This is a genomic window from Leifsonia sp. NPDC056665 (genome assembly GCF_042791795.1).
Lineage (GTDB): Bacteria > Actinomycetota > Actinomycetes > Actinomycetales > Microbacteriaceae > Leifsonia.
This window is the reverse complement of sequence record NZ_JBHTXK010000033.1, coordinates 1-16,914: the sequence shown is the minus strand read 5'-3', so window position 1 is coordinate 16,914 and position 16,914 is coordinate 1. Positions and strand designations below refer to the sequence as shown.

Here is a 16,914-nt window from a genome sequence, read left to right as displayed (position 1 = left end):
CCTGACTCGGCCGCGTCGGCCTGACCGGGCCGCGTCGGGGGCACCCCCGACCAACACTTAGACTGGAGGCCGTGCGCCACTCGGCGCCGGACTCCATCGGATACGAAAGGTAGTCTTCGCGTGGTCGCGACGATGAGCAGCTGGGTCGCCAGCATCCCGAGCCCTGGACCCGAGTGGCAGCAGATCCCGATCGACATCTTCGGTCTGCACTGGCGCATCCAGACCTACGCCATCATGATCCTGATCGGCATCGTGATCGCCGCCATGTGGACCTCCCGCCGGCTCACCAAGCGCGGCGCGGAGCCCGGCGTCATCCTCGACATCCTGCTCTGGGCGGTCGTGCTCGGCATCATCGGCGCCCGCATCTACCACGTCGTCACGCACCCCAGCGACTACTTCGCGGCCGGCCACAACACCTGGAACCCGTTCCAGCCCGGCAGCGTCTGGGCGATCTGGGAGGGCGGAAACGCCATCTTCGGCGCGCTCATCGGCGGCGCATTCGGCATCTGGATCGCCTGCCGCATCAGCGGCCTGCGGTTCTGGAGCGTCGCCGACGCCCTCGCGCCCGGGCTGCTGCTCGCCCAGGCGATCGGCCGCCTCGGCAACTACTTCAACCAGGAGCTGTTCGGCCTCCCGACCAACCTGCCCTGGGGCCTGCAGATCGACTCGGGCAACAAGGCCATCCCGGTCGGCCTGCCGGACAACACGCTGTTCCAGCCGCTGTTCCTCTACGAGATCATCTGGAACGTCATCGGCGTCATCGTCATCCTGTACCTGGAGCGCAAGTTCCGGCTGCAGTGGGGCAAGACGCTCGCCGTCTACCTCATCTGGTACGGCGTCGGCCGTTCCTACCTGGAGTCGATCCGCATCGACCCGAGCGAGTTCACGTTCCTCGGCATCCCGAGCAACGTGTGGGCCGCCTTCGCCGCGGTCGTCCTCGGCGTCGTGATCTTCATCGTCCAGTCCCGCCGCCACCCCGGACTCGAGCCGAGCGTGTACCACACGGGCCGTGAATGGGTTCGCCCCGATGCTGAGGTAGACTCTGACGACACGGACTCGGACGACGAGGACTTCGTCGATGGCGACGGAGAGCCCACCGCGTCCGCCGGAGCCAAGGCCACAAGCCCGTCGCGCGGATGACCTCCGCCGGCTCAGAACAACCCACCCCGTAGAGGCTGATCCCATAAGCACTACCTGACCGCACCGACCCCCGGGCCGCACACAAGCCCGGCGCAGTTGCGGCGGAACCTCCCAGCATCGGGCCGAAGGCGTCCCCGCACTCCACTCCCCACATCCACGACACTGTGAGGACGGTCGAAACATGGCGGTCACGCCTCCCCATTCCCGGTTCAGCACGGTTCCCGGAAAGCAGGGTCTCTACGACCCCGCCGCCGAGAAGGACGCGTGCGGCCTCGCCATGGTCGCCACGCTCCGCGGCACCGCCGGTCACGACATCATCGACGCGGCGCTCGAGGCGCTGCGCCACCTGGAGCACCGCGGCGCGGTCGGCTCCGACGCCGGCACCGGCGACGGCGCGGGCATCATCACGCAGATCCCCGACGCGTTCCTGCGCGCGGTCTCCGGGCTCGACCTGCCCGGCGCAGGCCGCTACGCGGTGGGCAACGCGTTCCTGCCGAACGACGCCGACGCCCGCGACGCCGTGAAGGCGGCCGTCGAGACGATCGCGGCCGAGCACGACCTCACCGTGCTGGGCTGGCGTCCGGTCCCGGTGCGCCCCGAGGAACTCGGCAACCTGGCGCGCGACGCCATGCCGGTCATCGAGCAGCTGTTCGTAGGGAGCACCCGCACTGACGAGAACGGCGAGCCGGTCGCCGGCATCGCGCTCGACCGGTTGACGTTCTTCCTGCGCAAGCGCGCCGAGCGCGAGCTCGACCTGTACTTCTCGTCGCTGTCCAGTCGCACGATGGTCTACAAGGGCATGGTCACGACCCTCCAGCTCGAGCCGTTCTACCCCGACCTCTCCGACCAGCGCTTCGCGTCCAAGCTGGCGCTGGTGCACTCGCGGTACTCCACCAACACGTTCCCGTCGTGGCCGCTCGCGCAGCCGTTCCGGATGATCGCGCACAACGGCGAGATCAACACGGTCTCGGGCAACCGCAACTGGATGCGCGCCCGGCAGTCGCAGCTCGAGAGCGAGCTGCTCGGCGACCTGTCGCCCGTGCTGCCGATCGTGACGCCCGGCGCCTCCGACTCGGCGTCGTTCGACGAGGTCGTGGAGCTCATCTCGCTCACCGGCCGGTCGCTGCCGCACGCCGTCATGATGATGGTTCCGGAGGCCTGGGAGAACCAGACCGAGATCGACCCGGTGCGCCGCGACTTCTACGAGTACCACTCGATGCTCATGGAGCCGTGGGACGGTCCGGCGGCGATCGTGTTCACCGACGGCTCGGTCGTCGGCGCGACGCTCGACCGCAACGGCCTGCGTCCCGGACGCTACGTCGTCACCAACGACGGCCTGGTGGTGCTGGCTTCCGAGATCGGCGTGCTCGACATCGAGCCGAGCCGCGTCGTGCGCAAGGGCCGCCTGCGCCCCGGCCGGATGTTCCTGGTGGACACCGTCGCCGGCCGCCTGATCGAGGACGACGAGATCAAGTCGGAGCTCGCCGCGGGCGCACCGTACGGCGAGTGGCTCGCCGACGGCCGGATCAACCTCAAGGACCTCCCGGAGCGCGAGCACATCGTGCACACCCCGGCCTCCGTCACCCGCCGCCAGCGCACCTTCGGCTACACCGAGGAGGAGGTGCGCGTCCTGCTCCGGCCGATGGCGACGACGGGCGCTGAGCCGCTCGGCGCGATGGGCTCGGACACCCCTGTGGCGGTGCTCTCGGAGCGCCCGCGGCTGCTGTTCGACTACTTCACGCAGCAGTTCGCGCAGGTCACCAACCCGCCGCTCGACTCCATCCGCGAGGAGGTCGTCACCTCCCTCGCCCTCGGCCTCGGCCCGGAGCGCAACCTGCTCAGTGCCGGCCCGGAGCACGCCCGCCAGGTCGTCCTCGACTTCCCGGTGATCGACAACGACGAGCTGGCCAAGATCCAGCACATCGACCCGCGGCCGGGCAGCCGGCTGACGACGACCCTGCGCGGCCTGTACCGCTCGGACGCCGGCCCGGACGCCATGCAGGCGCGACTCGCCGAGATGTGCGACGAGGTGGACGAGGCCATCGAGGCCGGCGCCCAGTTCATCGTGCTGAGCGACCGCGACTCCACCAAGGACCTCGCGCCCATCCCGTCGCTGCTCATGCTCGCGGCCGTGCACCACCACCTGATCCGCGCCCAGAACCGCATGAAGTGCGGTCTCATCGTTGAGGCGGGCGACGTCCGCGAGGTGCACCACGTCGCGCTGCTGATCGGCTACGGCGCCTCCGCCATCAACCCGTACCTGGCGATGGAGACCTGCGAGGAGCTCGTCCGCAGCGGGATGATCACCAACGTCACGCCCGAGAAGGCCGTGAAGAACGTGATCAAGGCGCTCGGCAAGGGCGTGCTGAAGATCATGTCCAAGATGGGCATCTCGACCGTGTCGTCGTACGCGGGCGCCCAGGCGTTCGAGGCCGTCGGCCTCAGCCAGGAGTTCGTCGGCCAGTACTTCACCGGAACCACGAGCAAGCTCGGCGGCGTCGGCATCGACGTCATCGCGGCTGAGAACCTGGCGCGGCACACCGCGGCCTACCCGCCGGAGGGCGCCATCCTCGCGCACGAGCGGCTGGAGACAGGCGGCGAGTACCAGTGGCGCCGTGACGGCTCGCCGCACCTCTTCAACCCGGAGACGGTGTTCCGCCTGCAGCACTCCACGCGCACGCGCCGCTACGACGTCTTCCGCGAGTACACCAAGCTGGTGGACGACCAGGCCGAGTCGCTGATGACGCTGCGCGGGATGTTCGCGCTGCGCATCGGCGACCGCCCGGCGGTGCCGATCGACGAGGTCGAGCCCGTGGAGTCCATCGTCAAGCGCTTCTCCACGGGAGCGATGAGCTATGGCTCTATCTCCAAGGAGGCGCACGAGACCCTCGCCATCGCGATGAACCGGCTCGGCGCGAAGTCGAACACCGGTGAGGGCGGCGAGGACCTCGACCGCCTGCTCGACCCGGAGCGGCGCAGCGCGATCAAGCAGGTCGCGTCCGGCCGGTTCGGCGTCACGTCGATGTACCTGACCCACGCCGACGACATCCAGATCAAGCTCGCTCAGGGCGCCAAGCCCGGCGAGGGCGGCCAGCTCCCGCCGACCAAGGTCTACCCGTGGGTCGCGCGCACCCGGCACGCCACGGCCGGCGTCGGGCTCATCTCGCCGCCGCCGCACCACGACATCTACTCGATCGAGGACCTCAAGCAGCTCATCTTCGACCTGAAGCGCGCGAACCCGCAGGCGCGGGTGCACGTGAAGCTGGTGAGCGAGTCCGGCATCGGCGCGGTCGCCGCGGGCACCGCGAAGGCGCTGGCCGACGTCATCCTGGTCTCCGGCCACGACGGCGGCACGGGCGCGTCCCCGGTCAACTCGCTCAAGCACGCGGGCACGCCTTGGGAGCTGGGCCTCGCCGAGACCCAGCAGACGCTGATGCTCAACGGCATGCGCGAGCGCGTCGTGGTGCAGGTGGACGGCCAGCTCAAGACCGGCCGCGACGTCATCGTCGGCGCGCTGCTCGGGGCCGAGGAGTTCGGCTTCGCGACGGCGCCGCTGGTGGTCTCCGGCTGCGTCATGATGCGCGTCTGCCACCTCGACACCTGCCCGGTCGGCGTCGCCACCCAGAACCCGGAGCTCCGCTCGCGGTTCTCGGGCAAGCCGGAGTTCGTCGTCAACTTCTTCGAGTTCATCGCCCAGGAGGTGCGCGAGTACCTCGCCGAGCTCGGCTTCCGCAGCCTGGACGAGGCCATCGGCCACCCCGAGCTGCTCGACGCCGACCGCGCGATCGAGCACTGGAAGGCGTCCGGCATGGACCTCACGCCGATCCTGCGCGGCCCGGAGTTCCCGGAGTCCGCTCCGCGCAAGAACGGACGCGCCCAGGACCACGAGCTGGACCAGCACTTCGACAACCAGCTCATCCAGGCCGCGCACGACGTGCTGGCGTCCGCCCATCCCGGCTCGGAGGGCGCGTCGCTCACGCTGTCGCTGCCGATCCGCAACACCGAGCGCGCCGTCGGCACCATGCTCGGTCACGAGGTGACGGCCCGCCACGGCGAGAACGGCCTCCCGACCGGCACCATCGACATCACGCTGACGGGCTCCGCCGGCCAGTCGCTGGGCGCGTTCCTCCCCGCGGGCATCACGCTGCGGCTGGAGGGCGACTCCAACGACTACGTCGGCAAGGGCCTCTCCGGCGGCCAGATCGTCGTGCGGCCACCGCAGGGCAGCGTCTTCCCCGCCGAGCGCAACGTCATCGCGGGCAACGTGATCGGCTACGGCGCGACGCAGGGCAGCATGTTCATCCGCGGCATCGTGGGCGAGCGCTTCCTGGTCCGCAACTCGGGCGCCACGGCGGTCGTGGAGGGCGTGGGCGACCACGCGCTGGAGTACATGACGGGCGGCCTCGCGGTCATCCTGGGCGGCACCGGCCGCAACCTGGGCGCCGGCATGTCCGGCGGAACCGCGTACGTGTACGACCTGAAGCGCGAGCGCGTCAACCGCGACGCTCTGGCGACCGGCGAGCTGGAGCTGCTGCCGCTCGGCAGCGCCGACATCGAGATCGTGCGCGACCTGCTGGAGAAGCACTTCGCGGAGACCGGCTCGGCGCTCGCCGAGCGGATGCTCGCCGACGTCGACGCCACGATGGCGAAGTTCGTCAAGGTGCTGCCGCGCGACTACGCGGCCGTGCTGCAGATGCGTCAGGAGGCCGTCGACGAGGGACTCGACCCCGACGGCGACATTGTGTGGAATCGGATTCTGGAGGTGACCGGTGGCTGACCCGAAGGGTTTCTTGAAGACGACGGAGCGCGAGCTCCCCAAGCGGCGACCGGTCTCCGTGCGCCTCATGGACTGGAAAGAGGTCTACGAGGCCGGCGACCCTGCACAGCTCCGCCGCCAGGCCGGGCGCTGCATGGACTGCGGCATCCCGTTCTGCCACCAGGGCTGCCCGCTCGGCAACCTGATCCCGGAGTGGAACGACCTGATGTGGCGCGGGGAGGGCCGCCAGGCCATCGAGCGCCTGCACGCGACCAACAACTTCCCGGAGTTCACCGGCCGGCTCTGCCCGGCGCCGTGCGAGTCGTCGTGCGTGCTCGGCATCAACCAGCCCGCCGTGACGATCAAGCAGGTCGAGGTCTCGATCATCGACCAGGCCTGGCAGAACGGCTGGGTGCAGCCGCACCCGCCGGAGCGCCTCACCGGCAAGACCGTCGCGGTCGTCGGCTCCGGCCCGGCGGGGCTCGCCGCGGCCCAGCAGCTCACGCGCGCCGGCCACACGGTGGCCGTATACGAGCGTGACGACCGCATCGGCGGCCTGCTGCGCTACGGCATCCCGGACTTCAAGATGGAGAAGAAGCACCTCGAGGCGCGCCTGAACCAGATGATGGCCGAGGGCACCCGCTTCCGCGCCGGCGTGAACATCGGCGTCGACATCGCCTGGGACGACCTGCGGGCGCGCTACGACGCCGTCGTGGTCGCCACCGGCGCGATGGTCCCGCGGGACCTCCCGATCCCGGGCCGCGACCTCGCGGGCGTGCACTTCGCGATGGAGTACCTCGTCCAGCAGAACAAGGCGGGCGCCGGCGACACGATCGCCGACCAGCTCACGGCGGACGGCAAGCACGTCATCGTGCTCGGCGGCGGCGACACCGGCGCGGACTGCATCGGCACCGCGCACCGTCAGGGCGCGGCCAGCGTGACCAACCTCGCGATCGGCAAGCAGCCGCCGGCGGAGCGCCCTGCGCACCAGCCGTGGCCGATGACGCCGACGCTGTTCGAGGTGCAGAGCGCGCACGAGGAGGGCGGGGCGCGCGAGTACCTCGCCTCCACCGTCGAGTTCCTCGCGAACGAGTTCGGCGAGGTGAAGGCCCTCCGCGTCGCGGAGACCGAGTACCTCGACGGCCGTCGCGTGCCGAAGGCGGGCACGGAGCGCGAGATCCCTGCGGACCTCGTCCTCCTCGCGCTCGGATTCACCGGTCCGGAGCAGGAGGACCTGGGCGCCCAGCTCGGCCTCCCGTTCGACGACCGGGGTAACGTGACCCGCGACGGCGACTACCAGACCAGCGAGGCCGGTGTGTTCGTCGCCGGCGACGCGGGCCGCGGGCAGTCGCTCATCGTCTGGGCCATCGCAGAGGGCCGGGCAGCGGCAGCCGCCGTCGACCGGTATCTTGAAGGGGAGACGGAATTGCCGTCGCCGGTCCGCCCCACGGATCGCGGCATCCTTGTCTGATCCCCTCCACCACGAGAACGCGCCGTCAGGGGTGCGAGAATCACGGAGCATTGAGAAACCCATGAGAAGGGCGAAAATCGTCGCGACCCTCGGTCCGGCGACCTCCAGCTACGACAATATCCGCGCCATCATCGACGCGGGCGTTGACGTCGCTCGGATGAATCTGAGCCACGGCAGCTACGACGTGCACGAGGGGGTCTACGCCAACGTGCGCAAGGCCGCCGACGACGCGGGAAAGCCGGTCGCGGTCCTTGTCGACCTCCAGGGTCCCAAGATCCGTCTCGGCAAGTTCGAGGCGGGTCCCTACGATCTCGCCGAGGGCGACATCTTCAAGATCACCACCGACGACATCATCGGCACCAAGGAGATCTCCTCCACGACGTTCAAGGGCCTGCCCAACGACGTCAAGGCGGGCGACTACCTGCTGATCGACGACGGCAAGGTGCGCGTGCGCGTCGTCGAGGTCGAGGGCAACGTCGTGACGACCGAGGTCATCGTCGCCGGCCCGGTGTCCAACAACAAGGGCATCAACCTCCCCGGCGTCGCGGTCAACGTGCCCGCGCTGTCCGAGAAGGACGAGGCGGACCTGCGCTGGGGCCTCAAGCTCGGCGCCGACATCATCGCGCTGTCGTTCGTGCGCAACGCCGCCGACATCGAGCGCGTGCACGAGATCATGGCGGAGGAGGGCCGCAAGGTCCCCGTCGTCGCCAAGATCGAGAAGCCGCAGGCCGTCGAGGCGCTGGAGGAGATCATCGAGGCGTTCGACGCCATCATGGTCGCCCGTGGCGACCTCGGTGTGGAGCTCCCGCTGGAGGCCGTCCCGATCGTGCAGAAGCGCGCGGTCGAGCTGGCCCGCCGCGCGGCGAAGCCGGTCATCGTCGCGACGCAGATGCTCGAGTCGATGATCTCCAGCCCGGTCCCGACCCGCGCGGAGACCTCCGACGTCGCCAACGCCGTCCTCGACGGCGCCGACGCGGTGATGCTCTCCGGCGAGACGAGCGTCGGCGAGTACCCGGCGATCACCGTGGCCACCATGGCCCGCATCGTCACCTCGACCGAGGAGCACGGCCTCGACCGCATCCTCCCGCTCGGCACCCGCCCGCGCACCCAGTCGGGCGCGATCACGCTGGCCGCCGTGGAGGTCGCCGACTTCGTGGAGGCCAAGTACCTCTGCGTGTTCACCGAGTCGGGCGAGTCGGCCCGCCGGATGGCCCGCCTGCGGAACAAGATCCCGATCCTGGCGTTCACGCCGGAGGAGTCGGTGCGCCGCCGGATGTCCCTGTTCTGGGGCGTCGAGTCGTTCGTCGTGGACCGCGTCACCCACACCGACCAGATGGTCGCACAGGTGGACGAGGCCCTGAAGTCGGGGGGCCTCGCCGGGAACGGCGACAAGGTCATCATCATCTCCGGCTCCCCTCCCGGGATCCCCGGAACCACCAACGACATCCGCGTCCACAAGGTCGGCGACGTCCTCTAGGGCGGATGAGGAGGCCCCGCTTCGGCGGGGCCTTCTGCGTGTCATCGGGCGTGTCATACCAGGGGATGATTTCAGGCTCTCCCGGCTAATCGGAAGGGTCGGCGGGGGAGTCCCGAGCGTATCCTCGGGACTATGAAGCACCGCCTGATCCGCTGGCTCCCGGCCATCGTCGTCCCCGCCGCCATCGCCGCGGGCGCGATCGCCATCCCGCTCGCCGCGGGTGCGGCCGACCTGCCCGTGAAGTCGCCGTCGGACGTCCTCCGGCTGGTCGCGTCGAGCGACACCAAGGCCTTCTCCGGCACGGTCCAGCAGACCTCCGACCTGGGGCTGCCCAGCATCCCGAAGATGGGAGGCGGGTCCTCCAGCACGGACAGCTCCATCGCGAGCACGCTCTCGCTGCTGATGGGCGACCACACCGCCAAGGTGTACGTCGACGGCCCGACCAAGGTGCGCGTGCAGCTCCTCGACCAGCTCGCCGAGCGCGACGTCATCCGCAACGGCTCGGACGTCTGGCTCTACCAGTCGAGCGACCAGTCGGTCACTCACGCGACCGTCCCGGCGCACGCGAAGAGCGGCGCGACGGAGACGCCGACCCCTGACGCCACGGCGAGCCCTGACGCCACGGCGACCACGCCGCAGGCGCTGGCCGAGAAGTTCCTCGCCGCCGTCGACCCCTCCACGAAGGTCACCCTCGGCGCGAACACGAAGGTCGCGAACCGTGACGCCTACGACCTGGTGCTGACGCCGCGCACCGACGCCACCCTGGTGGGCTCGGTGTCCATCGCGGTGGACGGCCAGACCGGACTCCCGCTGCAGGTCCAGGTGACCGCACGCGGCGCGTCCTCGCCGTCGTTCCAGGCCGGGTTCAGCGACTTCACGCCGGGCGCCCCCGACGCGAGCGTCTTCTCGTTCACCCCGCCGAAGGGCGCGACGGTCACCGAGCAGACGCCGAAGACGGGCGAGCACGCGACCGGGGCGAACCGGCCGAAGCCGACCGTCACGGGCACCGGCTGGGCGACGATCGTCAGCCTCCCGGCCGGCACGGTGCCGGCGCAGGCGCTGGCCGACCCGCTTGTCGCCCAGCTCACCCAGTCCGTCGGCGGAGGCCGTGCGCTGTCGACCTCGCTGGTGTCGGTGCTGGTGACGGCGGACGGGCGGCTGCTCGCGGGCGCCGTCCCGGTCTCCGCGCTCCAGGCCGCCGCTCAGTGAGCGACGACCGGTGAGCGACGCCGCCGCCATCGCGACGAGCGGGCTGACCAAGCGTTTCCGCGGGCGCGCCGTCGTGGACGGGCTCAGCCTGTCGGTGCCGCGCGGGTCGGTCTTCGGCTTCCTCGGGCCGAACGGCTCGGGCAAGACCACGACCATCCGGATGCTGCTGGGGCTGATCTCGCCGTCCGCGGGCTCGATCGACCTGCTCGGGGAGGCCATGCCCGACCGCGGCGCGACGGTGCTGCCGCGCGTCGGCGCGCTGGTCGAGGGCCCGTCGTTCGCGCCCTACCTGTCCGGGACGGCGAACCTCGTCCGGCGCGACACCGCCGACCGGTACGCGCCGGGCACGACCCGCTCGGCGCGCGTGGCCGCCGCGCTCGACCGCGTCGGGCTCACGCACGCCGCGGGCAAGCACGTGCGCACCTACTCGCTCGGCATGAAGCAGCGTCTCGGCATCGCCGGCGCCCTGCTCACCGACCGCGACCTCCTGGTGCTGGACGAGCCGACCAACGGGCTGGACCCGCAGGGCACGCGCGAGGTGCGCAACCTGGTCCGCTCGCTCGCCGACGAGGGCAGGACCGTGTTCGTCTCCAGCCATCTGCTGGCGGAGATCGAGCAGATCTGCACGCACGCGGCGATCATGCGCACCGGCCGGCTGGTCGCGCAGGGCTCGCTGGACGAGCTGCGCAGTGCCTCCAGCCCTCGGCTGAGCGTGACGACGCCGGATCGCGCCGCGGCCGCCGAGGTGCTCGTGCGCGCCGGGCTCGCTCCGGAGACCGGCGGCGACGGCGTTGAGGCGGCGCTCACCGAGGGCTCGCCTGCCGTGGAGGACCTCGCCGCGAGCCTGGTCGGCGCGGGCGTGCGGCTCCGCGGCTTCGCGGTGCGGTCGTCCAGCCTGGAGGAGCGCTTCGTGGAGCTGACCGGGGAGGGCTTCGATGTCGAGCAGTGAGGCGGTCCCGGTCGGGGAGGTCGCGGCGACGACAGCGGCACCCGCGGTGGCGTCGCTCGGCGCGCGCCGCGCCAGGCCCTCCGCGGGCTGGGCGCTGCTGGGCTCCGAGCTGTCGGTGATGTTCCGCCGCTGGCGCACCTGGGCGATGCTCGGCGCGCTGGCGGCCGTCCCCATCCTCATCGCGGTCGCCGTGCGGCTGCGCGGAGGGGGCAGAGGACCGGCCTTCCTCGAGCAGATCACCAGCAACGGCCTCTTCGTCGCGTTCACCGCGCTGGTGGTGTGCGTCCCGCTGTTCCTGCCGCTCACCATCGGCGTGGTCGCCGGCGACACGATCGCGGGGGAGGCGAGCCACGGCACGCTGCGCTACCTCGTGATCGCCCCGGCCGGCCGCCTGCGCCTGCTCGCGGTGAAGTTCGCCGGCTGCGCCGTCTTCTGCGTCGCCGCGGCACTGGTCGTCGCGCTGGCGGGAGCGCTGATCGGCGCGCTGCTGTTCCCGATCGGCCCGGTGACGCTGCTGTCGGGAACGGTCGTGAGCCTCGGTGACGCGGCGGTCCGGCTGCTGCTGATCGGGCTCTACATCGTGGTGTCGCTGCTCGGGATGTGCGCGATCGGGCTGTTCCTGTCCACGCTGACCGATGTCCCGGTCGGAGCGATGGCGGCGACCGCGGTGCTGGCCGTGGTGTCGCAGGTGCTGGACCAGCTCCCGCAGCTCGACGCCATCCACCCGTGGCTGTTCAGCCACTACTGGCTCGGCTTCGCCGACTTCCTGCGCGCGCCGCTGGTCTGGGACTCGTTCGTGTCCAACCTGTGGCTGCAGGCCGGCTACGTCGCGGTCTTCGGCGCCCTGGCCATCGGCCGCTTCCTGACCAAGGACGTCCTGTCCTGACCAGCTACCTGACAGGACACGCCGCCCGGCCCGCCCGCGAGACGGCGTGTCCTGTCAGGTAGGTCGTGGTCAGGGAATGGTCTCGGCCGTCGACTCCAGGTCGGAGCGCGGGTGCTCGCGCTGCGTCGCGATCGTGATGCCGGCGGCCAGGCACACGATGACGATGCCGATGAGCTGGACGAACGCGAAGTGCTCGCCGAGCACGATGACGCCGAAGATCGTCGCGATCACCGGCCCGAACGCCGTGATGACCGCGTAGAGCCGCGGGGTGATCCGCCGCAGGATGAACGTGTCCAGGCTGTAGGGCACGGCCGAGGACAGGATGCCTGCGGTCAGCAGCAGACCGGCGACGCGCCAGTCGATGCGGCTGTAGTCGACCACGACGAGCGCGAGCGGCACCGTGAGCACCGTCGCCACCACGCTGGCCACGCTGAGGCCCTCCAGCCCGGGCAGCCCGGTCGCCACCCGCCTGGTCAGCAGGATGTACGCCGCCCAGGAGGCCGCGGCCGTCAGCGCGAGCACGACGCCGATCGGGTCGACGGCGCCCTCCGTCGCGGTCAGCAGCAGCACGCCTCCCGCCGCCGCGACCGCGCAGCCTGCGTCCAGCAGCCGACGGGAGCCCGCCAGCGCCAGCGCGAACGGGCCGAGGAACTCGATCGTCGCCGCGATCCCGAGCCCGAGCCGGCCGACCGCCTCGTAGAAGCTGAGGTTCATCGCGGCCAGCACCACGCCGAGCGCGAGCGCCGGCCAGAGCCGGGTCCAGGTCAGCTCGGCGCGCTTCGGCCGGTAGAACGGCAGGATGCACACGGCCGTCACGAGCTGCCGCACGGCGACCACGACGAGCGAGCCGACGATCGGGATGAGCAGCCCGGCGACCGAGGAGCCGAAATTGATGCTGACCTCGGTGGCGACCTGGGTGCCTGCTCCGGCGACGACCCGGTTGCGCTGCGAACTCACTCGACCGAGCTTAGAGCCAATCCCCGACCGGCGAAATGTGACTACCTGCGGAAATCGCCGCGGAATACCCGCGTCTACTCACCTCTCGACGGTGAGGGTGGTGCGCATGATGGCACGGGTGGCGCTGGGGCGGCGGATGAGGTCGAAGCCGCCGTCGCGGAAGAGCGAGACGGTGCCGTGGTAGCGCTCGGCGGCGGTGAGGGAGGGGCGCGCCTCCGGGTCGACCGGGTAGCCCTCCACGACCGTCGCGCCGTGGCGCCTGGCGTGCTCGAGCGCGCCGGCCAGCAGCGCCCGGGCGACGCCGCGCTTGCGATACTCGAGCCGGACGACGAAGCAGGTGACCGCCCAGACGTCCTCCGGGTCGCCCTCCCGGCGCCGGGTGATCGGCGACCGGCCGAGCGCCGGGTATGCGGAGAACGGCTCGACCGCCGCCCAGCCGACCGGCTCGCCGTCGATGCGCGCGATGACGCCGGGGGAGCCGGCCTCCACCTGCTCGTGCAGGAGGGCCCGCGTCTCCTCGCGCGTCGCGGCGTCCCAATCGGACCGGCTCAGCTTGAACCACTGGCACCAGCAGCCCGCCGGGTCGCCCTTCGTGCCGAACACCGTCTGCAGCTCGCCCCAGGTCGACGCGTCGACCGATTCCGTGACCACCTCGTCCGTCATGCGTCCGAAACTACCGCGAGCGGAGGACACCCGCGAGGACTCCCGGCCGCTCGACGTGGCCGAAATGACCGGTCGCGGGAAGCGTGAGCGTCGCGAACCGCGGGATGATGCCGGCGAGCCGCGCGTCGTCGTCCGACGGCGAGAACAGGTCGTGGTCGCCGTGCACGGCCATGACCGGGCACGTGATCCTCGACCAGCGCTCCACGGCCGGATACCGCCGCAGGCACGCGACCGCGCGGACGAAGGCGGCCGGGCGGAGGTCCCTGGCGAGCTCGTGCACCGCTCCCGGCTGGCGCCCGTCGAACAGCGGCGCCAGCATGAGTCCGAGCAACCGGCGCCGGTCGAGCCAGCGGACGAACGGGGCCGCCGCCGCGCCTGCGGCCGCGAGCAGCCGCATCCCGGCGAGCATCAGGGCGAGCGACGGCGCCGCGCCGACGAGCCCGGCGCGCCCCAGCCGGTCGCCGCGGCCGCCCAAGGTCGTCGCGGAGACCAGCAGCACCGAGACGGTCGCCGCGGGCTCCAGGACAGCCAGTTCGAGCGCGATGAAGCCGCCCATCGAGTGACCGACGACCCGCCAGCGGCGATAGCCGAGCGCACGGGCGACCGTCGCGACCGCCCGGGCGAGCGACTCCGGGCTCAGCTCGGCCGTCAAGGCGGGCGAGTCGCCCCAGCCCGGGAGGTCGGGCACCACGAGGTCGTCGGTCGCCTCCGCTCCGCCCGCCGCCTCGATCGCGGGCAGCCAGGTCGTCCACGATCCGGCCGCCCCGTGCAGCAGGATGGTGGCCGTCCCCGAGACGACCCGTGTGTGACGCACGGTCACGGGTCCGAGGGCGGTGTCGATGAGGGAGGTTTCCACACCTGTTCTTCGGAGCGGACCGCTCGTAGGATTCCCGCGTGAGCGACTCTCCGAACGCGTCAGCATCCGTCCTCTCCGAATCCGACCTCGATCAGCTCGACGCCTGGTGGCGCGCCGCCAACTATCTCTCCGTCGGCCAGATCTACCTCCTCGACAACCCGCTGCTGCGTCGGCCGCTCTCGCGCGACGACATCAAGCCGCGCCTGCTCGGGCACTGGGGCACCACCCCTGGCCTCAACTTCCTCTACGCGCATCTGAACCGGGCGATCCGGCAGCGCGACCTCGACACGATCTTCGTCGCCGGCCCCGGCCACGGCGGACCGGGGGTGGTAGCCGGCGCCTACCTGGACGGCACCTACAGCGAGGTCTACAGCGGCATCGACCGGAGCGAGGACGGGCTGCGGAAGCTGTTCCGGCAGTTCTCGTTCCCCGGCGGCATCCCGTCGCACGCGGCGCCGGAGACGCCGGGCAGCATCCACGAGGGCGGCGAGCTCGGCTACTCGCTCTCGCACGCCTACGGGGCCGCGTTCGACAACCCGAAGCTGCTGGTCGCGGCCGTGGTCGGCGACGGGGAGGCCGAGACCGGGCCGCTCGCGACGGCCTGGCACTCCAACAAGTTCCTGAACCCGAAGGCCGACGGCGTCGTCCTCCCGATCCTGCACCTCAACGGTTACAAGATCGCCAACCCGACGGTGCTGGCGCGCATCCCGGAGGCCGAACTGCTGGACCTGATGCGCGGCTACGGCTACGCGCCCTTCCTCGTCTCCGGCGGGTTCGACGGCGAGGACCCCCGCGAGGTGCACAAGCGAATGGCGGCGACGCTGGACGAGATCCTCGACCGGATCGCCGAGATCAAGGCGGCGGCGGAGTCCGGCGACCTGGTCGACCGTCCCGCCTGGCCGATGCTCATCCTCCGCACGCCCAAGGGCTGGACCTGCCCGAAGGTGATCGACGGCCACCCGGCGGAGGACAACTGGCGCTCGCACCAGGTCCCGCTCGCCGACGCCCGCGACACCGAGGCGCACACGCGACTGCTGGAGGACTGGCTGCTGTCCTACCGCCCGGAGGAGCTGTTCGACGAGTCGGGTGCGCCCGTCCCGCTGATCGCGTCGCACGCGCCGGAGGGCGAGCGCCGGATGAGCGCCAACCCGGTCGCGAACGGCGGCCTGCTGCGGCAGGACCTGCGGCTGCCCGACTTCCGCGACTACGCCGTCGACGTTCCGGCGCCGGGGGAGACCGTCGCCGAGGCCACCAAGGTGCTCGGCGGCTGGCTGCGGGACGTGATGGCCGACAACCCGGACGACTTCCGGCTGTTCGGCCCGGACGAGACGGCCTCCAACCGCCTCCAGGACGTCTACGAGGTCACCGGCAAGCAGTGGAACGCCGAATACCTGCCCATCGACTCCGACAACCACCTCGCGCCGAGCGGCCGGGTGATGGAGGTGTTGAGCGAGCACCAGTGCCAGGGCTGGCTCGAGGGCTACCTGCTGACCGGGCGGCACGGGGTGCTGACCTCGTACGAGGCGTTCATCCACATCGTGGACTCGATGTTCAACCAGCACGCCAAGTGGCTGAAGGGCTCGCGGGACATCCCGTGGCGGCGGCCGATCGCCTCGCTCAACTACCTGCTCAGCTCGCACGTCTGGCGGCAGGACCACAACGGCGCCTCCCACCAGGACCCCGGCTTCATCGACCACGTGATGAACAAGAAGGCCGACATCGTGCGCGTCTACCTGCCGTTCGACGCGAACACGCTGCTGTCGACGTACGACCACTGCCTGCGCTCGGTCGACTACGTGAACGTGGTGGTCGCGGGCAAGCAGCCGTCACCGAACTGGCTGAGCATGCCGGACGCGATCGCGCACTGCACGCGTGGGATCGGCGTCTTCGACTGGGCGGGGACCGAGCGGGAGGGCGAGGAGCCGGACGTGGTGCTGGGCTGCGCGGGCGACATCCCGACCCTGGAGGTGCTGGCCGCGGCCGACATCCTACGCCGCCGGCTGCCGGACCTGGTGGTGCGGGTCGTGAACGTCGTGGACCTGATGCGCCTGCAGAGCGAGGGCGAGCACCCCCACGGGATGAACGACCGCGAGTACGACGCGCTGTTCACGACGGACAAGCCGGTGATCTTCGCGTATCACGGCTACCCGTGGCTGATCCACCGGCTCACCTACCGCCGGGCCGGCCACGACAACCTCCACGTCCGCGGCTACAAGGAGGAGGGCACGACCACCACGCCGTTCGACATGGTGATGCTCAACGACCTCGACCGGTACCACCTGGTGATCGACGTGCTCGACCGGGTGCCGGGGCTGGCGGCGCGGGAGGCGGCCTTCCGCCAGGAGATTGTGGACGCGCGGCTGCACGCGCGGCAGTACACGCGCGACCACGGCGAGGACATCCCCGCCGTCGCCGAATGGCGCTGGGGCGGCTCCGCGCGCACGTCCCGCATCGACACCACCGGCGGAGACAACGACTGACGCCCGCCACATCCCGCCGAGGGGCACGTAAACGCCCCTAAAAGTGCGTTTTAGGGGCGTTTACGTGCCC

Annotated in this window: 11 protein-coding genes; 8 read left to right on the top strand and 3 right to left on the bottom strand. The window is 71.0% G+C overall.

The genetic code is table 11. The features are described from left to right. The first annotated feature begins 132 nt into the window (after positions 1-132). From lgt to ACFQ9V_RS19400, 7 genes are all read left to right on the top strand, one after another. Positions 133-1,140, top strand: a complete 1,008-nt coding sequence (gene lgt, locus ACFQ9V_RS19430) for a prolipoprotein diacylglyceryl transferase (RefSeq protein WP_370053694.1) — start codon at positions 133-135, stop codon at positions 1,138-1,140. Between the two features lie 181 nt (positions 1,141-1,321). Beyond that, a complete protein-coding gene (gltB, locus tag ACFQ9V_RS19425) occupies positions 1,322-5,917 on the top strand; it encodes a glutamate synthase large subunit (protein ID WP_382460759.1) in 4,596 nt (1,531 codons plus the stop codon). Continuing rightward, positions 5,910-7,367: a glutamate synthase subunit beta gene (locus tag ACFQ9V_RS19420; RefSeq protein ID WP_382460758.1), complete on the top strand. Its 1,458-nt coding sequence runs from the start codon at positions 5,910-5,912 to the stop codon at positions 7,365-7,367. Before gltB ends, ACFQ9V_RS19420 begins: the two co-directional genes overlap by 8 nt. Positions 7,368-7,428: 61 nt before the next feature. Further along, positions 7,429-8,844: a pyruvate kinase gene (gene pyk / locus ACFQ9V_RS19415; RefSeq protein WP_382460757.1), complete on the top strand. Its 1,416-nt coding sequence runs from the start codon at positions 7,429-7,431 to the stop codon at positions 8,842-8,844. A gap of 132 nt (positions 8,845-8,976) precedes the next feature. Next, positions 8,977-10,053: an outer membrane lipoprotein carrier protein LolA gene (locus tag ACFQ9V_RS19410; protein ID WP_382460756.1), complete on the top strand. Its 1,077-nt coding sequence runs from the start codon at positions 8,977-8,979 to the stop codon at positions 10,051-10,053. Positions 10,054-10,063: 10 nt separating this feature from the next. Continuing rightward, the gene (locus tag ACFQ9V_RS19405) at positions 10,064-11,002 is read left to right on the top strand and encodes an ABC transporter ATP-binding protein (RefSeq protein ID WP_382460755.1); all 939 of its coding nucleotides are present in this window, start codon (positions 10,064-10,066) and stop codon (positions 11,000-11,002) included. Next, a complete protein-coding gene (locus tag ACFQ9V_RS19400; protein ID WP_382460754.1) occupies positions 10,989-11,888 on the top strand; it encodes an ABC transporter permease in 900 nt (299 codons plus the stop codon). The genes ACFQ9V_RS19405 and ACFQ9V_RS19400 overlap by 14 nt, the downstream gene beginning before the upstream one ends. Positions 11,889-11,957: 69 nt before the next feature. Here ACFQ9V_RS19400 and ACFQ9V_RS19395 read toward each other — a convergent pair whose 3' ends face one another. From ACFQ9V_RS19395 to ACFQ9V_RS19385, 3 genes are all read right to left on the bottom strand, one after another. Then, positions 11,958-12,845 (bottom strand): DMT family transporter, encoded by an 888-nt coding sequence (locus tag ACFQ9V_RS19395; RefSeq protein ID WP_382460753.1) that lies wholly within the window; start codon positions 12,843-12,845, stop codon positions 11,958-11,960. Positions 12,846-12,923: 78 nt separating this feature from the next. Continuing rightward, positions 12,924-13,508, bottom strand: coding sequence for a GNAT family N-acetyltransferase (locus ACFQ9V_RS19390; RefSeq protein WP_382460752.1), 585 nt, complete (start codon positions 13,506-13,508; stop codon positions 12,924-12,926). A 10-nt stretch (positions 13,509-13,518) separates the two neighbouring features. Then, positions 13,519-14,364 carry an alpha/beta fold hydrolase gene (locus ACFQ9V_RS19385; protein WP_382460751.1) on the bottom strand — a complete coding sequence of 282 codons (846 nt, stop codon included), beginning with the start codon at positions 14,362-14,364 and terminating at the stop codon, positions 13,519-13,521. 38 nt (positions 14,365-14,402) lie between these two features. On the opposite strand from ACFQ9V_RS19385, the gene ACFQ9V_RS19380 reads away from it, so the two are divergent. Further along, a complete protein-coding gene (locus ACFQ9V_RS19380) occupies positions 14,403-16,844 on the top strand; it encodes a phosphoketolase (protein WP_382460750.1) in 2,442 nt (813 codons plus the stop codon). The last annotated feature ends 70 nt before the right edge of the window (positions 16,845-16,914 follow it).

Excerpts from the sequence above, each read along its gene's own strand:
- pyk (WP_382460757.1), top strand. The coding sequence starts at position 7,429 with ATGAGAAGGGCGAAAATCGTCGCGACCCTCGGTCCGGCGACCTCCAGC.
- ACFQ9V_RS19400 (WP_382460754.1), top strand. The coding sequence starts at position 10,989 with ATGTCGAGCAGTGAGGCGGTCCCGGTCGGGGAGGTCGCGGCGACGACA.
- lgt (WP_370053694.1), top strand. The coding sequence starts at position 133 with ATGAGCAGCTGGGTCGCCAGCATCCCGAGCCCTGGACCCGAGTGGCAG.
- ACFQ9V_RS19410 (WP_382460756.1), top strand. The coding sequence starts at position 8,977 with ATGAAGCACCGCCTGATCCGCTGGCTCCCGGCCATCGTCGTCCCCGCC.
- gltB (WP_382460759.1), top strand. The coding sequence starts at position 1,322 with ATGGCGGTCACGCCTCCCCATTCCCGGTTCAGCACGGTTCCCGGAAAG.
- ACFQ9V_RS19390 (WP_382460752.1), bottom strand. The coding sequence starts at position 13,508 with ATGACGGACGAGGTGGTCACGGAATCGGTCGACGCGTCGACCTGGGGC.